The sequence below is a fragment of the Sinomonas terrae genome, from assembly GCF_022539255.1.
GTDB lineage: Bacteria > Actinomycetota > Actinomycetes > Actinomycetales > Micrococcaceae > Sinomonas > Sinomonas terrae.
Genome location: NZ_JAKZBV010000001.1, coordinates 3040358 through 3058629, shown reverse-complemented (window position 1 = coordinate 3058629; position 18272 = coordinate 3040358). Strand labels below are relative to the sequence as shown.

Annotated in this window: 12 protein-coding genes, 1 tRNA gene and 1 pseudogene; all 14 read left to right on the top strand. The window is 69.1% G+C overall.

The features are described from left to right. Positions 1-210: 210 nt before the first annotated feature. Positions 211-1065: pseudogene (gene rsmA / locus L0M17_RS14125) on the top strand (16S rRNA (adenine(1518)-N(6)/adenine(1519)-N(6))-dimethyltransferase RsmA); the annotation flags it as partial. Between the two features lie 165 nt (positions 1066-1230). Next, entirely contained in the window at positions 1231-2190 is a 960-nt protein-coding gene (locus L0M17_RS14120) for a 4-(cytidine 5'-diphospho)-2-C-methyl-D-erythritol kinase (protein ID WP_241054706.1), read from the top strand. Positions 2191-2239: 49 nt separating this feature from the next. Next, on the top strand, positions 2240-4204 hold the full coding sequence (locus tag L0M17_RS14115) for an ABC-F family ATP-binding cassette domain-containing protein (protein ID WP_241054705.1): 1965 nt from the start codon (positions 2240-2242) through the stop codon (positions 4202-4204). A 221-nt stretch (positions 4205-4425) separates the two neighbouring features. Further along, the gene (locus L0M17_RS14110; protein WP_241054704.1) at positions 4426-4752 is read left to right on the top strand and encodes a hypothetical protein; all 327 of its coding nucleotides are present in this window, start codon (positions 4426-4428) and stop codon (positions 4750-4752) included. Positions 4753-4850: 98 nt separating this feature from the next. Beyond that, positions 4851-5519 (top strand): DedA family protein, encoded by a 669-nt coding sequence (locus tag L0M17_RS14105; RefSeq protein WP_241054703.1) that lies wholly within the window; start codon positions 4851-4853, stop codon positions 5517-5519. A gap of 123 nt (positions 5520-5642) precedes the next feature. Then, positions 5643-5714, top strand: a tRNA-Gln gene (locus L0M17_RS14100). Positions 5715-5799: 85 nt separating this feature from the next. After that, the gene (gene glmU, locus L0M17_RS14095) at positions 5800-7533 is read left to right on the top strand and encodes a bifunctional UDP-N-acetylglucosamine diphosphorylase/glucosamine-1-phosphate N-acetyltransferase GlmU (RefSeq protein ID WP_308196884.1); all 1734 of its coding nucleotides are present in this window, start codon (positions 5800-5802) and stop codon (positions 7531-7533) included. Further along, complete coding sequence (locus L0M17_RS14090; protein ID WP_241054701.1) at positions 7534-8514, top strand: ribose-phosphate diphosphokinase; 981 nt, start codon at positions 7534-7536, stop codon at positions 8512-8514. A gap of 276 nt (positions 8515-8790) precedes the next feature. Further along, entirely contained in the window at positions 8791-9375 is a 585-nt protein-coding gene (locus tag L0M17_RS14085) for a 50S ribosomal protein L25/general stress protein Ctc (RefSeq protein ID WP_241054699.1), read from the top strand. A 201-nt stretch (positions 9376-9576) separates the two neighbouring features. Further along, complete coding sequence (gene pth, locus L0M17_RS14080) at positions 9577-10161, top strand: aminoacyl-tRNA hydrolase (RefSeq protein WP_241054697.1); 585 nt, start codon at positions 9577-9579, stop codon at positions 10159-10161. Positions 10162-10465: 304 nt separating this feature from the next. After that, entirely contained in the window at positions 10466-13165 is a 2700-nt protein-coding gene (locus L0M17_RS22740) for a LuxR family transcriptional regulator (RefSeq protein WP_241054696.1), read from the top strand. Next, the gene (locus L0M17_RS22735) at positions 13162-15813 is read left to right on the top strand and encodes a LuxR C-terminal-related transcriptional regulator (RefSeq protein ID WP_308196883.1); all 2652 of its coding nucleotides are present in this window, start codon (positions 13162-13164) and stop codon (positions 15811-15813) included. Before L0M17_RS22740 ends, L0M17_RS22735 begins: the two co-directional genes overlap by 4 nt. Positions 15814-16216: 403 nt before the next feature. Continuing rightward, a complete protein-coding gene (locus tag L0M17_RS14065; protein WP_372498024.1) occupies positions 16217-17593 on the top strand; it encodes an aminotransferase class V-fold PLP-dependent enzyme in 1377 nt (458 codons plus the stop codon). Further along, positions 17590-18045, top strand: a complete 456-nt coding sequence (gene sufU, locus L0M17_RS14060; RefSeq protein ID WP_241054694.1) for a Fe-S cluster assembly sulfur transfer protein SufU — start codon at positions 17590-17592, stop codon at positions 18043-18045. Before L0M17_RS14065 ends, sufU begins: the two co-directional genes overlap by 4 nt. The last annotated feature ends 227 nt before the right edge of the window (positions 18046-18272 follow it).

Below are 18272 nucleotides of genomic sequence, written 5' to 3'. Positions count from 1 at the left end.
CAGCTGACGGCGCGGCGAACCGCTGACGGCGCGGCGAGCAGCTGACGGGAGCCGCGAGCAGCTGACGCCGGGATTGCCGGTGCGGCGATGATCGGTGCGGCGATGACCGGTGCGGGATTGCCGGTGCGGGACCGCCGATGCGGGGATGACCGCTGAGGGATACCACTTGAGGCGCCCGGGTCGGTGATTCTGCCCCGGTAGGATTCTCGGGTGACTGAACCCGCGCACCTGCTGGGGGCGGCCGACATCCGGGCGCTCGCCGAGGAACTCGGCATCCGCCCGACCAAGACCCTCGGCCAGAACTTCGTGATCGACGGCAATACCATCCGCAGGATCGTCGCCGCGGCGAAGGTCGATCCGGCAGAGACCGTCCTCGAAGTCGGCCCCGGGCTGGGCTCGCTCACCCTGGGGCTCCTCGACGCGGCGGCGCACGTGGTCGCGATCGAGATCGATCCCGTCCTTGCCGGCAGGCTCCCTGACACGGTCGCGCGGTGGCGCCCGGACGCCGTCGGCCGCTTCGACCTCGTCCGGGCCGACGCCCTGAAAGTCAAGGAACTCCCACCCGGACCCTCTTCGCGTCCGAGCGCGGTCGTCGCGAACCTTCCCTACAACGTGGCCGTCCCGGTGGTCCTCCACCTGCTGGAGCACTTCCCGAGCCTGCGTCATGGTCTTGTCATGGTTCAGGACGAAGTCGCGGACAGGCTCGCGGCTGGGCCGGGGTCCCGGATCTACGGTGTCCCGAGCGTCAAGGCCGCTTGGTACGGCACAATGCGCAAGGCCGGAGTCATCGGCACCAACGTCTTCTGGCCAGCACCGCGCATCCATTCGGGGCTCGTCGCCTTTGAGCGGCAGGAGCCTCCGCGGACGACGGCGACACGAGCCGAGGTCTTCGCCGTCGTCGACGCCGCGTTCGCCCAACGGCGCAAGACGCTGCGAGCGGCTCTGTCCGGGTGGGCTGGTGGCGCTCCCGCCGCCGAGAAGGCACTTGTCGCCGCTGGTGTCGACCCCAGCGCGCGCGGCGAGACCCTCGGTGTTGAGGATTTCGCGCGCATCGCAGAGCAGCGCCCGACTGGGTCTCTGGGAGAGGCTGGGACTCTGGGACAGGCTGGGACTCTGGGACAGGCTGGGTCTCTGGGAGAGGCTGGGACTCTGGGAGAGGCCGGGCTTGGGGGAGAGGCTGCCGGGGGTGACGCTGCGGCCGGGGGAGGGACACTGCGCTAGCGTGGGGGGATGCGTTCAGGGAGCGGTGGCGGCCGCAGATCAGTGCGGGCCAAGGCCCCTGGCAAGATCAACGTCTCGCTCTGTGTAGGGCCGCTTCGCCCTGACGGCTACCACAGTGTCGCGAGCGTGTACTTGGCCGTCTCGCTGTTCGAAGAGGTGCGTGCCACGGCGTCGGACGAACCAGGCATCACGGTGAGCATGAGCCCCGAAAGCACCCTCGACCTCGACGAGCTCGAGATCCCGCTCGACGAGAGCAACCTCGCCGTACGGGCCGCGGCGCTCATGGCCGAGGTCTCCGAGCACGCGACAGGCGTTCACCTCGAAATCACGAAGCGGGTTCCTGTCGCCGGAGGCATGGGCGGTGGTTCGGCCGACGCCGCGGCGGCCCTCGTGGCGTGTGACGCCCTCTGGGGGAGCGGCCTCTCGAGGGAGGAGCTCGCCCACCTCGCTGCCGAACTCGGCGCAGACGTGCCGTTCGCGCTCCTCGGAGGCGCCGCCGTCGGACTCGGTGTCGGGGACCGCCTGTCTCCCGCCCTCGCAACCGCCCGGCTCGACTGGGTGCTCGCACCCGCGGACTTCGGCCTCAGCACCCCCGCGGTCTTCCGCGAGCTCGACCGGCTCCGCGCCGAGGAAGGCGTCGAGGCCGAGGAGCCGGTCGACGTCGAGCCCGGAATCCTCGCGGCAGTCCGCGCGGGCGATGCTCCAGCCCTGAGTCACCTCCTCGTAAATGACCTCCAGCGCGCCGCGGTCTCGCTCGCCCCCGGGCTCCGTGACACCCTCGGTTGGGGAGACTCACACGGAGCCCTCGCGTCGATCGTGTCGGGGTCGGGGCCGACGGTGGCGCTTCTCGCAGAGGATCCGGTGGCCGCCTCCGAGCTGGCCGAGGCACTCACCCATCGCGGGGCCAGCGCCGTAGCAGTCCACGGGCCTGTCCCCGGGGCCCGGATCGTGAGCGATACCCTGCTGTAGAAAGTCTTCCAGCGGCTCCCTGAGCCATCACCCCTTCAGAAAGCGATTCGTGGCACACCTGCTCGGCGGCGAGAACCTCAGCATCTCCTTCGGAACCCGCACCGTCCTCGACGGCGTGACGGTGGGCCTCAACGAGGGGGATCGTGTCGGCATTGTGGGCCGCAACGGGGACGGTAAGTCGACCCTCATGCGGCTTCTCTCGCAACGAGCCGAGCCTGACGGGGGCCGCGTCACCTGGCGGCGCGGCGTCCACGTGGGCTACCTCGACCAGGGCGACGTGCTCGACGGCGACCTCGACGTGGGCCGCGCAATCGTCGGAGACCGCTCGGCTCACGAATGGGCCGCCGACCCCCGCATCCGCGAGATCATGGCAGGACTTGTGGGCGACGTGGACTGGCGGGCCGAAGTGCGTTCGCTTTCAGGTGGGCAGAAGCGCCGCGTCGCGCTCGCGAAGCTCCTCATCGAGCCGCACGACGTCATCATGCTCGACGAGCCCACGAACCATCTCGACGTCGAGGGCGTCGCGTGGCTGGCTCGGCACCTCAAGACGCGTTGGCGCGCGAACGAGGGTGCGTTCGTCGTCGTGACCCACGACCGCTGGTTCCTCGACGAGGTATGCACGGGCACATGGGAGGTCCACGACGGCATCGTCGAGCCCTTCGAAGGCGGCTACGCGGCGTACGTCCTCGCCCGCGCCGAGCGCGACCGGATGGCCGCCGTCGTCGAGGGCAAGCGGCAGAACCTCATGAAGAAGGAGCTCGCGTGGCTCCGTCGCGGCGCCCCCGCCCGGACGTCGAAGCCGAAGTTCCGCATAGACGCTGCCAACGCCCTCATCGCGGACGTCCCCGAGCCGCGGGATTCGGTCGCGCTGTCCAAGATGGCGACGGCGCGACTCGGCAAGGACGTCGTCGACCTCGAGGATGTGACGCTCGCTTATCTGGATTCGGGGCGGGAATCGGCTGAGGGCTCGAGCCCAGGTTCGGACCCGGATCCAGCCGGACACCGAGCCGCGCCTCTCTTCGACAACATCACGGTGCGGCTCGCGCCTGGGGAGCGGGTCGGCGTGGTCGGCGTGAACGGTGCTGGGAAGTCGACCCTTCTGCGGCTCATCGCGGGGGAGATCGCGCCGACGTCCGGGCGCGTCAAGCGCGGCAAGACAGTGGTGTCCGCGGTGCTGAGCCAGGACGTCCGCGAGCTCGACGACGTCGCCGACCTCCGGGTCATCGAGGTGATCCAGCGGGAGAAGCAGACTTTCACGGTCGGGTCCAAGGAGCTCACCGCGGGGCAGCTCGTCGAGCAGCTCGGGTTCACGAACCAGAAGCAGTGGACGCGGGTCTCCGAGCTTTCAGGCGGCGAGCGCCGAAGGCTCCAGCTCCTGAGGCTCCTGGTCGGCGAGCCCAACGTCCTCATGCTCGACGAGCCCACGAACGATCTGGATACCGACACCCTCGCCGCCGTCGAGGACGTGCTCGACGGCTGGCCGGGGACGCTCGTGGTCGTGAGCCATGACCGTTACCTCCTCGAACGCGTGACAGACCACCAGCTCGCCCTGCTCGGCGACGGGAAGGTCCGGGCGCTGCCGGGCGGCGTCGAACAGTACCTCGAGCTGCGCGAGGCGAGGGTCACCGACGCGGGCGGCGCGGCGGACGACGCCGGGACCCGAGCTTCCCGGGCCGACGGCGGCACGGGCGGGGGTTCGGTTGCGGGTTCGGGCAAGGATGCGGTTTCGGGTCCAGACGGGGACTCGGGCTCTGCCGGGAGCCTAGGAACGGGCTCAGCCGGGGGTTCAGGCGCGAGCGAGGCCGAGAAGCGTCAGGCCCGCAAGGAGCTCAACCGCGTCGAGCGGCAGCTCGGGAAGATAGCGGAGCAGGAGACGAAGCTGCACGGGCAGATGGCCGACGTCGCCGACGACTACGGCCGGCTCGGCGAGCTGAACGCCCAGCTCCAGGCTCTGCTCGCCGAAAAGGAGGAACTCGAGCTCGCGTGGCTCGAGGCCTCGGAGATCCTTGAATAGCTCGGAGATCCTTGAGTAGCTCGGGGATTCTCGGGTAGCTCGGGGATTCTGGAGTAGCTCGGGATCCTAGAGTAGCTTCCGGGTTCTCGAGTAGCTGCTTGGGCCCTCCTCTGGATCTGCTGGGGCAATGGATCTTCAGGAGAGACCGAGTGTTCACTCTCACGTCACCGGGGCGTCTCCGCCGATCGCTACGCTCCTTGGAAGGGGCAGGGACGCCCAGCGTGGAGAGCGGAATGGGGTGGCGCATAGGAAAGCGCGGGATCGAGAACGCCTCGTCTACGGGCTCATCGGGGACGATGAGCCCGTCGGGGATCTGGGCGGGGGCGGCCAAGAGAGCAGATGATTTCCGCGGAGTCGCCCGCGGGGACGCTGTGCGCGTCGAAGGTCGGGGGATGTACGTTCACGGGACGGTCGACGAGGTCGCCCCCGACGGCTCGGTGCTGTGGATCCGAGAGAAGGACGGCCACGGTCGCCTCATGGTGCACAGCACGGATGCAGTTCTGGTGCATCGGGTGCAACCGAACCTGCTTGAGGCAGATCGAGCTTAGAGCCGATCTTTACGGCCCATCCTTGAGGCCTGTCCGTGGGCGCCGTCCCGGTTCTCGTTTACTGGAACAGCCCAGCAAGCGCCACTAGGATCGCCTCAATGGGTTCCTTCGTGAGTGCGATCCTCGGTATGCCTCCGCTGCTGGCCTACCTCCTCGTGTTCGCCTTCGTCTTCGCGGAGGACGCGATCTTCGTCGGCTTCGTGGTGCCCGGGGAGACGGCAGCCGTCCTCGGCGGCGTCATCGCGAATCAGGGGCACGCCGACATCTGGCTCATGGCCCCGCTCGTCGTGCTCGCGGCCATCGTGGGCGACACGGTCGGCTATGAGATCGGGAAGCATCTCGGCCCCCGGCTGCTGGGCTTCCGGATCTTCGACAGGCACCGCAGGAAGCTCGAGGACGCCCAGGCGTTCCTGCGCAAGCGCGGTGGCTGGGCTGTGTTCCTCGGGCGGTTCGTCGCCTTCTTCCGCGCCATGATGCCAGCCCTCGCCGGCGCCTCGAAGATGCGCTACCTGCGGTTCCTTGCGTTCAATGCACTGGGAGGCCTCACATGGGGGGTCGGCTTCACGCTGCTGGGCTACGTCGCGGGAGCTTCGTACGACGTCGTGGCGAAGGCCGCGGGACGCGACATCGCCGCCGTCGTGGGCGTCATCGCCGTCATCGCCCTTGTCGTGTGGCGCGTGCGCAAGAGCCGGTCCGAGCGGCGCAGCGAGCGAGATTACCGGGGGAGCAACCCCGAAGCCGAACCGGGGACCCGGGGAGAAAGCTGACCCCGGCCTCGGGAGATGGGTCGCAGGGTTGGGGTCTTCGCCCGAGCCGCTCTCGGGACGTGGCAGAATGGACGACTGTGCCGAATGCTGCGGCCGGGATCTCCTGGAGCGGCTACGGCGCCCTCCGCCCTGGTGTAATGGCAGCACGCCGGCCTTTGGAGCCGTGCAGTCTAGGTTCGAATCCTAGGGGCGGAACGCGAAGGGCCGTTAGACCGCTGTGGATAGAATGGCTCCGGCCTTGCAGCAGCACGCATCGCGACGATCAGGAGAACCAGCGACAGTGAATGCGGAGAACCCCGGACAGCGTCCCCCAGCCGACAGCCCGGAGTCCCCGCAGGTCGGAGCGAACCCGGTCCCGTACGGCAGCGCGCGGCAGCCAACCGCCGTCATCGTCCTTGCGGCCGGCGCCGGGACCCGAATGAAGTCGCGCACTCCGAAGATCCTGCACGAGCTCGGGGGCCGGTCCATGGTCGCGCACGCCCTCGCCGCCGCGCGCGGGCTCGATCCCCGGAGCCTCGCCGTCGTCGTTCGCCACGAGCGTGACAAGGTCGCTGAGCATGTAGCCGCGATCGACGCCGAAGCGCTCATCGTCGACCAGGACGAAATTCCCGGAACAGGCCGCGCCGTCGAGGTCGCGCTCGACGCCCTCGCTGCCGCACACGGGACTGAAGGGCTCGAAGGAACCGTCGTGGTCACCTATGGCGACGTGCCGCTCCTCAGCTCGGATCTCCTCCGCGAACTCGTGGCGCTTCACGAGGACGAGGGCAACGCCGTGACGGTCCTGACGGCAGTCCTCGATGACGCGACAGGCTATGGCCGAATCCTTCGCGATCCCGAGGGCGGCGTCGCCGCAATCCGTGAGCACAAGGACGCGAGCGAGGACGAGCGAACCGTCCTCGAGGTCAACTCGGGCATCTACGCGTTCGACGCCGCGATCCTCGCCGATGCGCTGCGTCGGGTCACGACCGACAATGCCCAGGGCGAGAAGTACCTCACCGACGTCCTCGGGATTGTGCGGCAGGACGGCGGCCGCGTCGCGGCGCTCGTGACCGAGGACCGGTGGCAGGTCGAGGGCGCCAACGATCGCGTCCAGCTTCAGGCCCTCGCCGCCGAGCACAACCGGCGGATCCTCGAGGAGTGGATGAGGGCCGGCGTCACGGTCGTCGACCCCGCGACGACCTGGATCGACGGCAGCGTTCGCCTCGCGGAGGACGTCGTCATCAAGCCCAACACCCAGCTCCACGGTGCAACCGTGATCGAGCGTGACGCGGTCATCGGCCCCGACACGACGCTCGTCGATGTCATTGTGGGGGAGGGCGCTACCGTGCGGCGCACCGAGGGCACCAAGTCGGAGATCGGCCCCGGCGCGACGGTCGGCCCGTTCACGTACCTTCGGGCCGGCACCGTGCTCGGCGACGGCGGCAAGATCGGCGCGTTCTACGAGACCAAGAATGCGCAGATCGGACGGGGAGCCAAGCTTTCCCATCTCGGCTACGTCGGCGACGCCGAGGTAGGTGAGGGCACCAACATCGGCTGCGGCAACATCACCGCCAACTACGACGGCGTCAACAAACACCGCACGGTCATCGGCGCCCACGTCCGCACGTCGTCCAACACTGTCTTCGTCGCCCCCGTCACCGTCGGCGACGGTGCCTACACGGGAGCTGGCGCCGTCGTGCGCAAGGACGTCCCGGCAGGTGCCCTCGCGCTGAGCGTCGCCCCGCAGCGCAACGCCGAGGGATGGACCGAGGCGAAGCGGCCTGGGTCGCCGTCGGCCGTTGCGGCCGCAGCCGCGAGGGAATCAGCCGCAAGGGAATCCGCGGCGCAAGCGCAGGCTCAGGCCCCAGCGGGAATCGACGCTGCCGGAAGCGGCGCTGCGGGAACCGACGCTGCGGGGTTCAGTTCTAACGGGCTCGGCGCTACCGGGCTCAGCGCTGCCGGAACTGACGACGCCGCCCTCCCGCCCCAGACTTCCCCCTCCGCCAGCACTCCCCCAACAGAAGAAGGCAAGTAGATGACCGAGATCACGGCCAACGGCGAGAAGCGCCTCGTCGTCGCGTCAGGGCGGGCCCATCCCGAACTCGCGCAGGAGATCGCCAAAGAGCTCGGCACCGAGCTGCTTCCGACGTCGGCGTACGACTTCGCGAACGGCGAGACCTACGTCCGGTTCGAGGACAGCGTCCGCGGCGCCGACGCTTTCGTGATCCAGGCCCACCCGGCTCCGATCAACGAGTGGATCATGGAGCAGCTCATCATGATCGACTCGCTCAAGCGCGCGAGCGCGAAGCGGATCACGGTCGTCTCGCCGTTCTACCCGTACGCCCGGCAGGACAAGAAGCACCGCGGCCGCGAGCCGATCTCGGCCCGCCTCATCGCCGATCTGTACAAGACGGCTGGCGCCCACCGCCTCATGAGCGTCGACCTGCACACCGCGCAGATCCAGGGCTTCTTCGACGGCCCCGTGGACCACCTCATGGCCATCCCGCTTCTCGCCGACTACGTCCGCACCCGTGTGGATCTCAACAAGGTCACCGTTGTGTCTCCAGACACCGGGCGTGTCCGCGTGGCGGAGCAGTGGGCCGAGCGTCTCGGCGGGGCGCCGCTCGCGTTCGTTCACAAGTCGCGCGATGTCAACGTGCCGAACCAGGCCGTCTCGAAGCAGGTCGTGGGCCAGATCGAGGGGCGCGACTGTGTGCTCATCGACGACATGATCGACACGGGCGGAACCATCTCCGGCGCCGTCCAGGTGCTCAAGAATGCGGGTGCGCGCTCCGTGATCATCGCTGCGACGCACGCCGTGTTCTCGGATCCGGCACCGCGTCGGCTCGCCGAGTGCGGCGCGCGCGAGGTAGTCGTGACGAACACGCTGCCCATCGCGCCCGACAAGCGCTTCGAGCAGCTCACGGTCCTCTCGATCGCGCCGCTGATCGCCCGTGCCATCCACGAGGTGTTCGACGACGGCTCGGTGACGAGCCTCTTCGACGGCCGCAGCTGATCGCTCCGATCGCGTTTCTGCAGGGCGCGTTGCGCCGTCAGGTCCGCAGGGTGCGCACCCTGCGGACCTGACGGCGCAACCGTTCGGGGCCTCGGGTCTGTTCGGGTCCTCGGGTCTGTTAGGATTGTCCGCGAACCTTGGCGAGGGATCGGCGCGATTGCGCTGGTCCGTGATCGACTGGGTCTGGACTTCTTCGATGGAGCCTTCCGGCTCGATGGTGTTTCCGTTCAGACGCCCGTTGGCGCCAAGCGACCTGACCCATCGAAGGAGCATCCCATGAGCGACAAGCTTGCTGCCCAGAAGCGCACCGAGTTCGGCAAGGGCTACGCCCGCCGCGCCCGCGCCGCCGGCAAGATCCCGGCAGTCATCTACGGCCACGGCGCCGAGCCGCTGCACGTCAGCCTCCCCGGACGCGAGACCACCCTCGCGGTCCGCGTGGCCAACGCCCTCCTCACGATCGATATCGAGGGCGCCGAGCACCTCGCGCTCGTCAAGGACATCCAGCGTGACCCGGTCCGCCAGATCATCGAGCACATCGATCTCCTCACCGTTCAGCGCGGCGAGAAGGTCCAGGTGGACGTCCCCGTCCACGTCGTCGGCGAGGCCGCCCCTGGCACCGTCGTCACCCATGAGACGGTCGCCGTGACGGTCGAGGCCGAGGCCACGCACCTCCCGACCGCCCTCGAGGTGAACATCGAGGGCCGTGGCGTCGGCGAGCACGTCCACGCCTCCGACGTTCAGCTCCCGCAGAATGTCGCCCTCGTGACCGATGGGGAGACGATCATCGTCAACATCGCCGAGGCTGTCGCTGTGGCCCCCGAGGAGCCGGCTGAGGTTGCCGAAGAGGCTGCTGCAGAGTAACTGCAGAACAAGTAGCTGCGGAAGAAGCAACTGCAGAATAAGCAACTGCAGAACGAGTAGCTGCTGGGTGCAGCAGCTGCTGGCTGCAGCAGTTGTTAGATGTCGCAGTAGCCTTCTGGAAGACCTCGAGGCGGCCTGCCCGGATGGGGCGGGCCGCCTTTTCCACGCCCGAACAACTTCACGACCTCAAGGAGCAGTCCCATGGCGGAGACCTGGCTGATCGTCGGGCTCGGCAACCCCGGCCCGAAGTACAGCGGCAACCGGCACAACGTCGGTCAGATGGTCCTCGACGAGCTCGCAGGGCGTGTCGGGGGAACGTTCTCGTCTCATCGTTCGCGCGCCATGATCCTTGAGGGCAGGCTCGGCATCGGTGGCCCGCGGGTCGTGCTCGCGAAGCCGCTCACCTACATGAACGAGTCCGGGGGGCCGGTCTCGGCGGCGGCGAAGTTCTACGGGGTCGAGGCCGACCACGTGGTCGCAGTCCACGACGAGCTCGATATCCCGTTCGACACGGTCCGCCTCAAGCTCGGCGGGGGCGAGGGCGGCCACAACGGCCTCCGCGACATCTCGAAGGCCCTCGGCACCAAGGACTATTACCGGGTCCGGGTAGGGGTGGGCCGTCCTCCCGGCCGCATGGACGCCGCCGACTTCGTGCTGCGCGACTTCTCGCCGAGTGAGCGGAAGGACCTCCCCTTCGTTGTGGGGGAGGCGTCCGACGCCGTCGAGCTCCTCGTGCGCGAAGGCCTTCTGGCCGCGCAGCAGAAGCATCACCCTGCGAAGGCCTGAGCAAGGAGGCCTGAACAAGGGGCGCCTGAGCAAGGAGGCCTGAGCAAGGGGCGCCTGAGTAAGGGGCGCCTGAGCAAGGGCTAAGGCCCCGAGACTGGGGCCTACGAGAACGTCGGTCCCAAGTGAAGCGCTTGCGTCACATTTGTGACTAAAGTCCCGAATTTCGGCGCGTCGCGCGTGTCTTTTCCCGATCTGCTGAAAAGTCGCTCTCCCCGCCCTACTGAATAGTCGCTTTGACGGGGTATCTTTTGGACACCTGCATGCGTGGGGGACACGGGGAGGGGCAATGCGGTGGACGGCTGGGGTGTCGGAACGGCACCAAGCTGGCGCTCGCGCGTTGGCTTCGGATCGGGTCCAATGGGCTCGAAGCGTCCGGGGCGACGAGTTGCGGGCAGCGCGCGAGGCGTTGAGCAGCGCGCAGAGCTATGGGATTGTCGTGACCGGAGCGCGCGACATCGGCAAGGGGGCTTTCCAGACGGCCCTCGTCCGGTCTCTCTCCCCGGACATGTACGCGCAGACCCTCCGCAGCACAATGGGCGGGACCGAAACGCCGTATGGCGCGCTAGCCCCGTTCCTGGCGCGGCTTCCTGACGATGCCCTCGAGAATCCCGCCGCAACGATGCGCGGCATTATGGAGCTCCTGAGCGCGGATGCGGCGGGACGCAGGGCCGTGATCGCCCTCGAGACGCCGGGCGGCCTCGACGAGCTCAGCACAGCGACTCTCGTGAACCTCATGACGACTGGGACGGCGAAGGTCGTCGTCGTCGCCAACCGCACGAGCGATCTGCCTCAGGACTTCCACTGGATGCTCACCGAGGGCCGCATCCGTGAGATCCAGCTCGACCTGCTGGCCGAGGACAAGACCGAGGAGGTCCTCGGCGAGGTTCTCGGCGGCATCGTCCCGCGGACCGTAGCCCGCATGCTCCACGCCATGGCTCACGGCAACCCTGAGCTCCTCTACCGGATCATGAGCGACTTCCTCCAGACGGGCCAGCTCCGCGCGACCGACGGCGTGTGGACCCTTGCCGAGGACGCTGAGACAAGGCGCAGCCGCGAGATCGACGACGTCGTCCGCTCGCGTGTCGAGCGCGAGTCGCCCGAGGTGCAGGCCGTCATCGAGGCGCTCGCCTGCGCGCGGCGGCTCCCGCTCCAGCGCATCACTGCCGTGTTCGGGGTGGATGTCGTCTCAGTGATGGACGAGGCTGGGCTCATCGCGGTGGACGACAACGAGAACCACTCCGTCTCGCTTTCGGATCCCGTGATGGAAGAAGTCGTGCGCGGGTGGCTGAGCATTCCGCGGCGTCGTGAGCTGCGGGCCAAGATCATCGGGAACCAGGAGCCCTCGCCCGGCAGCCTCGGCGTCGTCGAACTCCTCGGCTACGCCGCGTGGACCCGCGAGTGCCAGACCGCGCTCGCGCCGTCGCACGCCGTGGCCGCGGCAGGTGCAGCGCTGCGCCTCCACGACCCGCACTTCGCGCTCGACTGCCTCGAAGACGTCCCACGGTCGCCGGAGACGTGGGCCACGGTCCAACTGCTGAGGGCCTATGCGTATCTCGCGCTCGGCCTCCCGGTGCAGGCCCATCTCCTCCTCGAACAGGTCACCGAGGACGAGCTCTCTTCGGTCTCCCCGGTGGCCTACGCGCACTTCGTCGAGGCCATGGCCGCAGTCAAGCGGTCTACCCCGGGCCGCGATGGCGAGGTGGGTGCCCTGTTCGACGAGGCCCGTGCCCGCCTGCTCGTGAACTCGGGCTTGAGCGACGCGGCCGACGACGACGTGCAGAAGGCGCGCTCCGTTCTGGACCTTGCCGAGTTCGCGGATGCCGTCTACCGCGGCGACCATGCCCAGGTCATCGAACGGCTCGAGGCCGCGGCGGCAGGATCCCTTGGCGGTGACGACGAACTACGGCTGCGCTCGGCGTGCCTGCTCATGCAGGCCCAGGTCTTCGTCGGGCGCGAGGACGAGGCGCTCGCAACGCTCCACCGCATCTCGAGTGAGCTCGCGGGCCCGGCGGGGACCACTCGGGTGCGGCAGGACTTCGTGAGCCGCGGCTTCGACGTCCTCCTCTTCAACGGCCACTGGCGGCAGGCTCTCGCGCTCGTGCGCACGGCCGGCTTCGAGACGGTCCCGAGCCTGCGCTTCGCGGGAGCGCATTACGAGTTCGCCTCGGGCCTTGCGCTCGTCTATGCGGGGCGCGGCTCGGACGCGATCTCGCCCCTGCTCGCAGCGATCGCGCAGCTCGAGCAGGGCAACGTCCGGGCGACTTTGGGCTGTGCTTATGCGGCGGCCGCCTTCGCGTTCGCTCAGCAGGGCGACAGCGCGGCGGCCCGGACCTACCTTGATCGGCTCGAGGGCTGGTCAGCGCCCACGAGCTTCACCCTCCGAGCATCCACGGAATTCTGCGCGGACATGGCGCGCCGCTGGATCGGGGAGCGGGGTGCGGCTCAGCGTCTCGTCGAAGCCGCGCGCGCTGACATCGCCGCCGGTCGCTGGACGATGGCGGGCATTCGACTCGTGGGCGCGACGGTGGAGACCGGCTCGGAGGAATTGGCCCTGCTCGAGGAAGTCTGCGGGCACCGGCAGGGGGCCCTCGCCGACATCGGACGGCGGCTGGCCCGGGGCACGAGGCTCCGCGAACTCCAGGACCTCGTGGCGGCCTCGGATCTTGCTGCGGGACTCGAACTCGACACGCTCGAGTCGCGGTGCACCGCCGTCGCCCTCGACATTGCCCGCGACACCGGTGACGTCCGATCGGCAAGGATCCTGCAAGCCCGGCTCGACCGGCTCACCGGGCTCGTAGAAGTGCTCCCGGTGGTGCCCCAGAGCCTCGGACCGCTCCTTACGGCGCGGGAAAGGGAGGTGGCCGTGCTCGCAGCGCGCGGCGAGTCGAACCGGACGATTGCGGAGGAGATGGGCTTGTCCGTCCGTACGGTCGAGGGCCATCTCTATCAGGTCTTCTCGAAACTCGGTGTCACGTCCCGCGCCGAACTGGCGGGACTCCTGTGAGCGGCCTAGCGTTCGTTGGACGGGCGCGGGAGGTCGCGCAGTGCGCAGCGATGTTCCGTGACAACGTGCCCGCTCTCCTGATCCTCGGTGAGACAGGCGTGGGGAAATCCGCGCTTGTCGCGGCCGTGAAGGCCGAGCTCGGGGACTACGCCGAAACGTTCGAGATCCACGGGAGCCCATCGCTCCAACGCGTGCCGTACGGGGTCCTTGCGCCCTTCCTCGGAGGCCTGCCCACGGAGAAGGCGGGGTCCCGGATCGCCGTACTGCGCACGTTCTGGCGGCGCATCGAGGAGCTGCGGACCCGGAGCCAAGGGCGCCTCGTCCTCATCATCGACGACGCCCACTCGATCGACACGCTCACGGCCGAGGTCGTCGCCGAACTCGTCGGTGCAGGCTGGGCGCAGGCGCTCGTCACGTCGCCGGACGGCGCCCTGCTTCCGCCGCCCCTCATGCAGCTGTGGATCGACGGCGGCGCCGAGCGGCTCGACCTCGAACCTTTCACCGCAGCGGAGGCGGCGACCTTCCTCGAGACCGCGCTCGGCAGCAGGGTGCTCCCGTCCACGGCGCGCAGGCTATGGCGCGACTCGCAGGGGAACCCCATGCTCCTGCGCTGCCTCATGGACGAGGCGCAGCGGGCGGGTGCGCTCGTCGAGCGACGCGGGACGTGGCTGCTCGCTTCCGAGCCTGAACGGCGCAGCGACGGCCTCGTCGGCCTCGTCCGGGATCAGCTCCAGCGGCTCTCGGCAGAAGAACGCGAGGCGCTCATGCTCACCGCGATCGCGCAGCCCGCGCCGCTGGGGCTCATCAAGGACAACTTCGGCGGGGAAGTGGTCCGCAGCCTCGCGATGAAGCGGCTGGTTCTGCCGCCCGAAGGCCCGGATGGCTCGCTCCGGCTGCGGCACGTCGTCTACGGCGAAGCCATCTTCCAGCTCATCCCGCTCATTCGCTCGCTCAAGCTCCAGCAGCTGGCCGCAGGCCACAGGGCAGAGCAGATTTCGACAGCCGACGGTCTCCTGTGCGCCGTGTCCTGGGCGCTCGGCTGCGGCCTGGCCCTTGAGGAGACGACCTTCCTGCGCGCCGCTCGGCTCGCCGCACGGTTGGGAGAGAACTCGCTCGCCTTGCGCGCCGCGGACGCCGTGACCTCGCCCGGGCTCGCCGCTCAGGCCCGGTTCGTGCGTGGGCTCGTCGCCTACACCGCGAACCACTACGGCGAGGCTGTCGCGCTCCTCGAGCCCTCCGACGATCTCGGTCCCGAGGGTGTGCTCGCCTCCGGCCTGCTGTGGCTCTACAGCAGGGATGCGCTCGGCCACGCGCACGACGACGTCGCCCGCGACCTCGAGCGCCTCGCCCAAGCCGCGGGCCAGGGGCCGTGGGACCTGCTTCGGCTCGTCTTCGCTTCGGTCCGAGGGGACTACATGAGCCTCGAGATCGGCCTCGCGGCATGGAGGACCGCGTGGCGGGCCGGGGGAGCGACCGAGCGCTCCGCAGCGGAACGGGGCGTAGCGGCGGCGCTGGAGGCCGAGGTCCTCGCGTGCCGCGGGCTCCTGCTCGAGGCCATGGCGACGGCCTCGCAGGCGCTCGAGCTCCTCTCCTCCGACGAGACCATGGGCTCGCTCTCCGAGTTCGCGGCCGTCCGGTTCGTCTACGCCGCCGTCTCCGCAGGGCACTGGGATGCCCTCGAGTCCGTTCCCACGTGGTTCGCGACCCCTCCGTTGCACGAGGACTCGTTCCAGCTGGGCGCGACCCTCCAATGCGCTCGCGGTCTCTCGCTCCTACGCCAGGGGCGCTTCGGCCCGGCCCTCGAACTGCTCGAGCCGACGCTCGAGGAACTGCGGATCTGCGACTCTCAGCACGTGTTCCGACTCTGCGCGGCCGGCGCAGCCTACGCAGCCGCACGCCAAGGCGACTGGGACCAGGCCGGCGACTTCCTCGAGGACGCCCAGGCGCCACATCGGGTCGCGGCGTCGATGATCCGCCCGATAGCCGAGCTGTTCGAAGTCGCTGCCGTCTGCGCGATTCGGCCGGATTCCGATTCTCTCACCGCTCTCGAAACGGCTGTCGACGCAGCGTCGCAGGGCGCGCGCCGCGACGTCTGCCTGCAGGGTCTCTTCCTGTGGTTCGATGCTGGCCGTCGCGACCGGCTGGACGAGCTCCTCTCCGTCGCATGGCCGATGGAGGGGCAGTGGGCAGAGGCTGGCGTCCTGCTCGGCGCGGCGTTCGATGAAGGCAGTGCGGACTCGCTGCGGGCGGCCGGCGACGCCCTGCGGAGCGCGGGGTTCCCCCGGCTCGCCCGAGAATGCTATGCCGACGCCCTCGCACAGCTCGAGAACACCCCGTCCCGCGCCGAAGCGCGGGCCGTGTGGGAGGGACAGCGCGCGTGCGACGCGGAACTGGGGGAGACGGCCGCGGTGGCGCAGCCTGCGGCGCCCGTGGGCGAGCTCACGCGCCGGGAACGCCAGATCGTCGCCTTGGCCATCAGCGGCCTGAGCGACCGGGAGATCGCGGACCGGCTGACCGTCTCGGTGCGCACCGTCGAAGGCCACCTCTACCGCGCCTATTCGAAGCTCGGGGTGAGCAGCCGAGAGCAGCTTTCCTCCGCCGTCGGCCTCGCGCCGGAGAATGAGTACACCGCTCCGCAGAGCAAGTAGAGGCTGCCGGGCCGATTCACGGCAAACACGTAGTCGCCACTCATGCTCTCTGACTCCGATCGTGCGAGAGTTGTCCCACAGCCGATCGGGACGGCTGATGGCACCGCCACCAAGGACGGAGCCGGCGACGACGGAACCTCCCCGAGACCAAGGTTCCTCCCCCAGCCGTCGCCGGCTCTTCTTGCTGCCGGTTCTTCTTGCTGCCTGGGCTCTTCTTGCGCCTGAGTTGTTCTTGGGGCTTGGGCTGTTCTTGGGGCTTTGGCTGAGTTTTCTTCAGGGAGTGCAGACTTAGGCTGGCCGAACCGTGCGGATCGCGTGGGAGAATGGATTGCGGCACAAAGCCGTATCGTAATTTGCGAACCGAAGTTTCGAACTCATTCTTCCCTGTGAAGGAGCCGCCACAGTGGCCCTCGTCAGCATCCCGGCCCCACTCCGGCCGACCCCCGCCAGCAGCGCACATTCCCCTGAGCTCGACGACTCCGAGGCGGAACGCATCCGTCAGGACTTCCCGGCCCTCGACCAGGAAGTCAACGGGCGGCCGCTCGTGTATCTCGACTCGGGCGCGACCTCGCAGAAGCCGCGCAGTGTCCTCGAGGCCGAGCAGGACTTCTACGAGACACGGAACGCGGCTGTCCATCGGGGCGCTCACGAGCTGGCAGTGCGGGCCACGGATGCCTACGAGGAGGCCCGCGCCACCGTCGCGGCCTTCGTCGGCGTCGACCCTGCCGAGCTCGTGTGGACTTCCAATGCGACGGAGGCACTCAACCTCGTGGCCTACGCGTTCTCGAACGCGACCGTCTGGGCTGAGCAGGGCCGCGGCAGCGCCGAGCTGAGCCGCTTCGCGCTGGGCCCGGGCGACGAGATCGTCGTCACGGAACTCGAGCACCACGCCAACCTGATCCCGTGGCAGGAGCTTGCCTTCCGTACGGGGGCGACGCTTCGCTTCATTCCGATCGACGACGAGGGCCGGCTCGATCTGGCCGAGGCCTCGCGGATTGTCGGCCCCAACACCCGCCTTGTCGCCTTCTCGCACGCCTCCAACGTGCTCGGGACCGTGAGCCCCGTCGAGGAGCTCGTCGGCCTCGCCCGCCGGGTCGGGGCCTTCACCGTGCTCGATGCATGCCAGTCCGTGCCGCATCAGCCAATCGACTTCAAGGCCCTTGGCGTCGACTTCGCTGCGTTCTCCGGGCACAAGATGCTCGCCCCCACCGGGATCGGCGCGCTCTACGGGCGCCGTGAACTGCTCGACGCGCTCCCGCCGTTCCTCGTCGGCGGCTCGATGATCACCACCGTGACGATGGAGCGCGCCGAGTACCTGCCCGCCCCGCAGCGGTTCGAAGCCGGAACCCAGCGCATCTCGCAGGCCGTAGCCTTCGCCGCCGCGGTCGACTACCTCCGCGAGACCGGGATGGAACGCATCGCGGCGCGGGAAGCGCGGCTGGGCGAGCTGCTCGCCGAGGGCATCGCCGCACTCGACGGCGTGCGGCTTCTCGGACCTGCACCCGGCGAGGAGTGGTACGGACACCCGCGGTTCGGCATCGCCGCTTTCGACGTCGCCGGGGTGCACGCGCACGACGTCGGCCAGTACCTTGACAGCCACGGCGTCGCCGTCCGCGTCGGCCACCACTGCGCGCAGCCGCTGCACCGCCGCCTCGGCCTCACCGCCTCGACCCGCGCGAGCGCCTACCTGTACACCACGGAGGCGGATGTCGAGGCGTTCCTCGCGGCCCTCGCCGAGGTCCGGGGGTTCTTCGGCCTCACGTCGAAGGCGGGTTCATGAGCCTCGATGCGCTGTACCAGCAGGTCATCCTCGACCACGCGAAGGAACGGCACGGGAGCGGCTTCGCGGAGAGGCTCGCGGAGGCCCAAGCAGCCGGCTTGGGCGAGTCGCATCAGTTGAACCCCGTGTGCGGCGACGAGGTTACGGTCCGAGTCGCCATCGCCGACGGCGCGATCCAGAGCCTCCGCTGGGAGGGCCAGGGCTGCTCGATCTCGATGGCGTCGGCCTCGGTCCTCCACGATCTCGCGGAAGGGACGAGCACCGAGGAGTTCCGGCAGCTCGCGGACGCGTTCCGGGAAATGCTCCGCTCGCGCGGACAGGTTGCGGGCGATCCCGAGGTGCTGGGCGACGCCGCCGCGTTCGAGGGGGTGTCCCGCTTCGCGGCTCGCGTCAAGTGCGCGATGATCGCGTGGGTCGCGGCTGAGGACGCCGCCCGGCAGGCTGGCGCCTGAGCCAGGGATAGGCCAGCGGCGAAGGATAGACCAGCAGGGATAGGCCAGCGGCATAGGCCAGCAAGGATAGGCCAGCGGTCCCGAATAGACCGGGGCGAGGGCAGAGATCAGCCCGAGAGGGCTGCGGCGACCCCGCGACGCTCAGCTGGAGTCCGAGCTCCCTGTTGCTGAAGGGCGACTTCGGCGTACGCTATGGCTGACTCGGTCGGCGCGTCCCAACCGCTTCC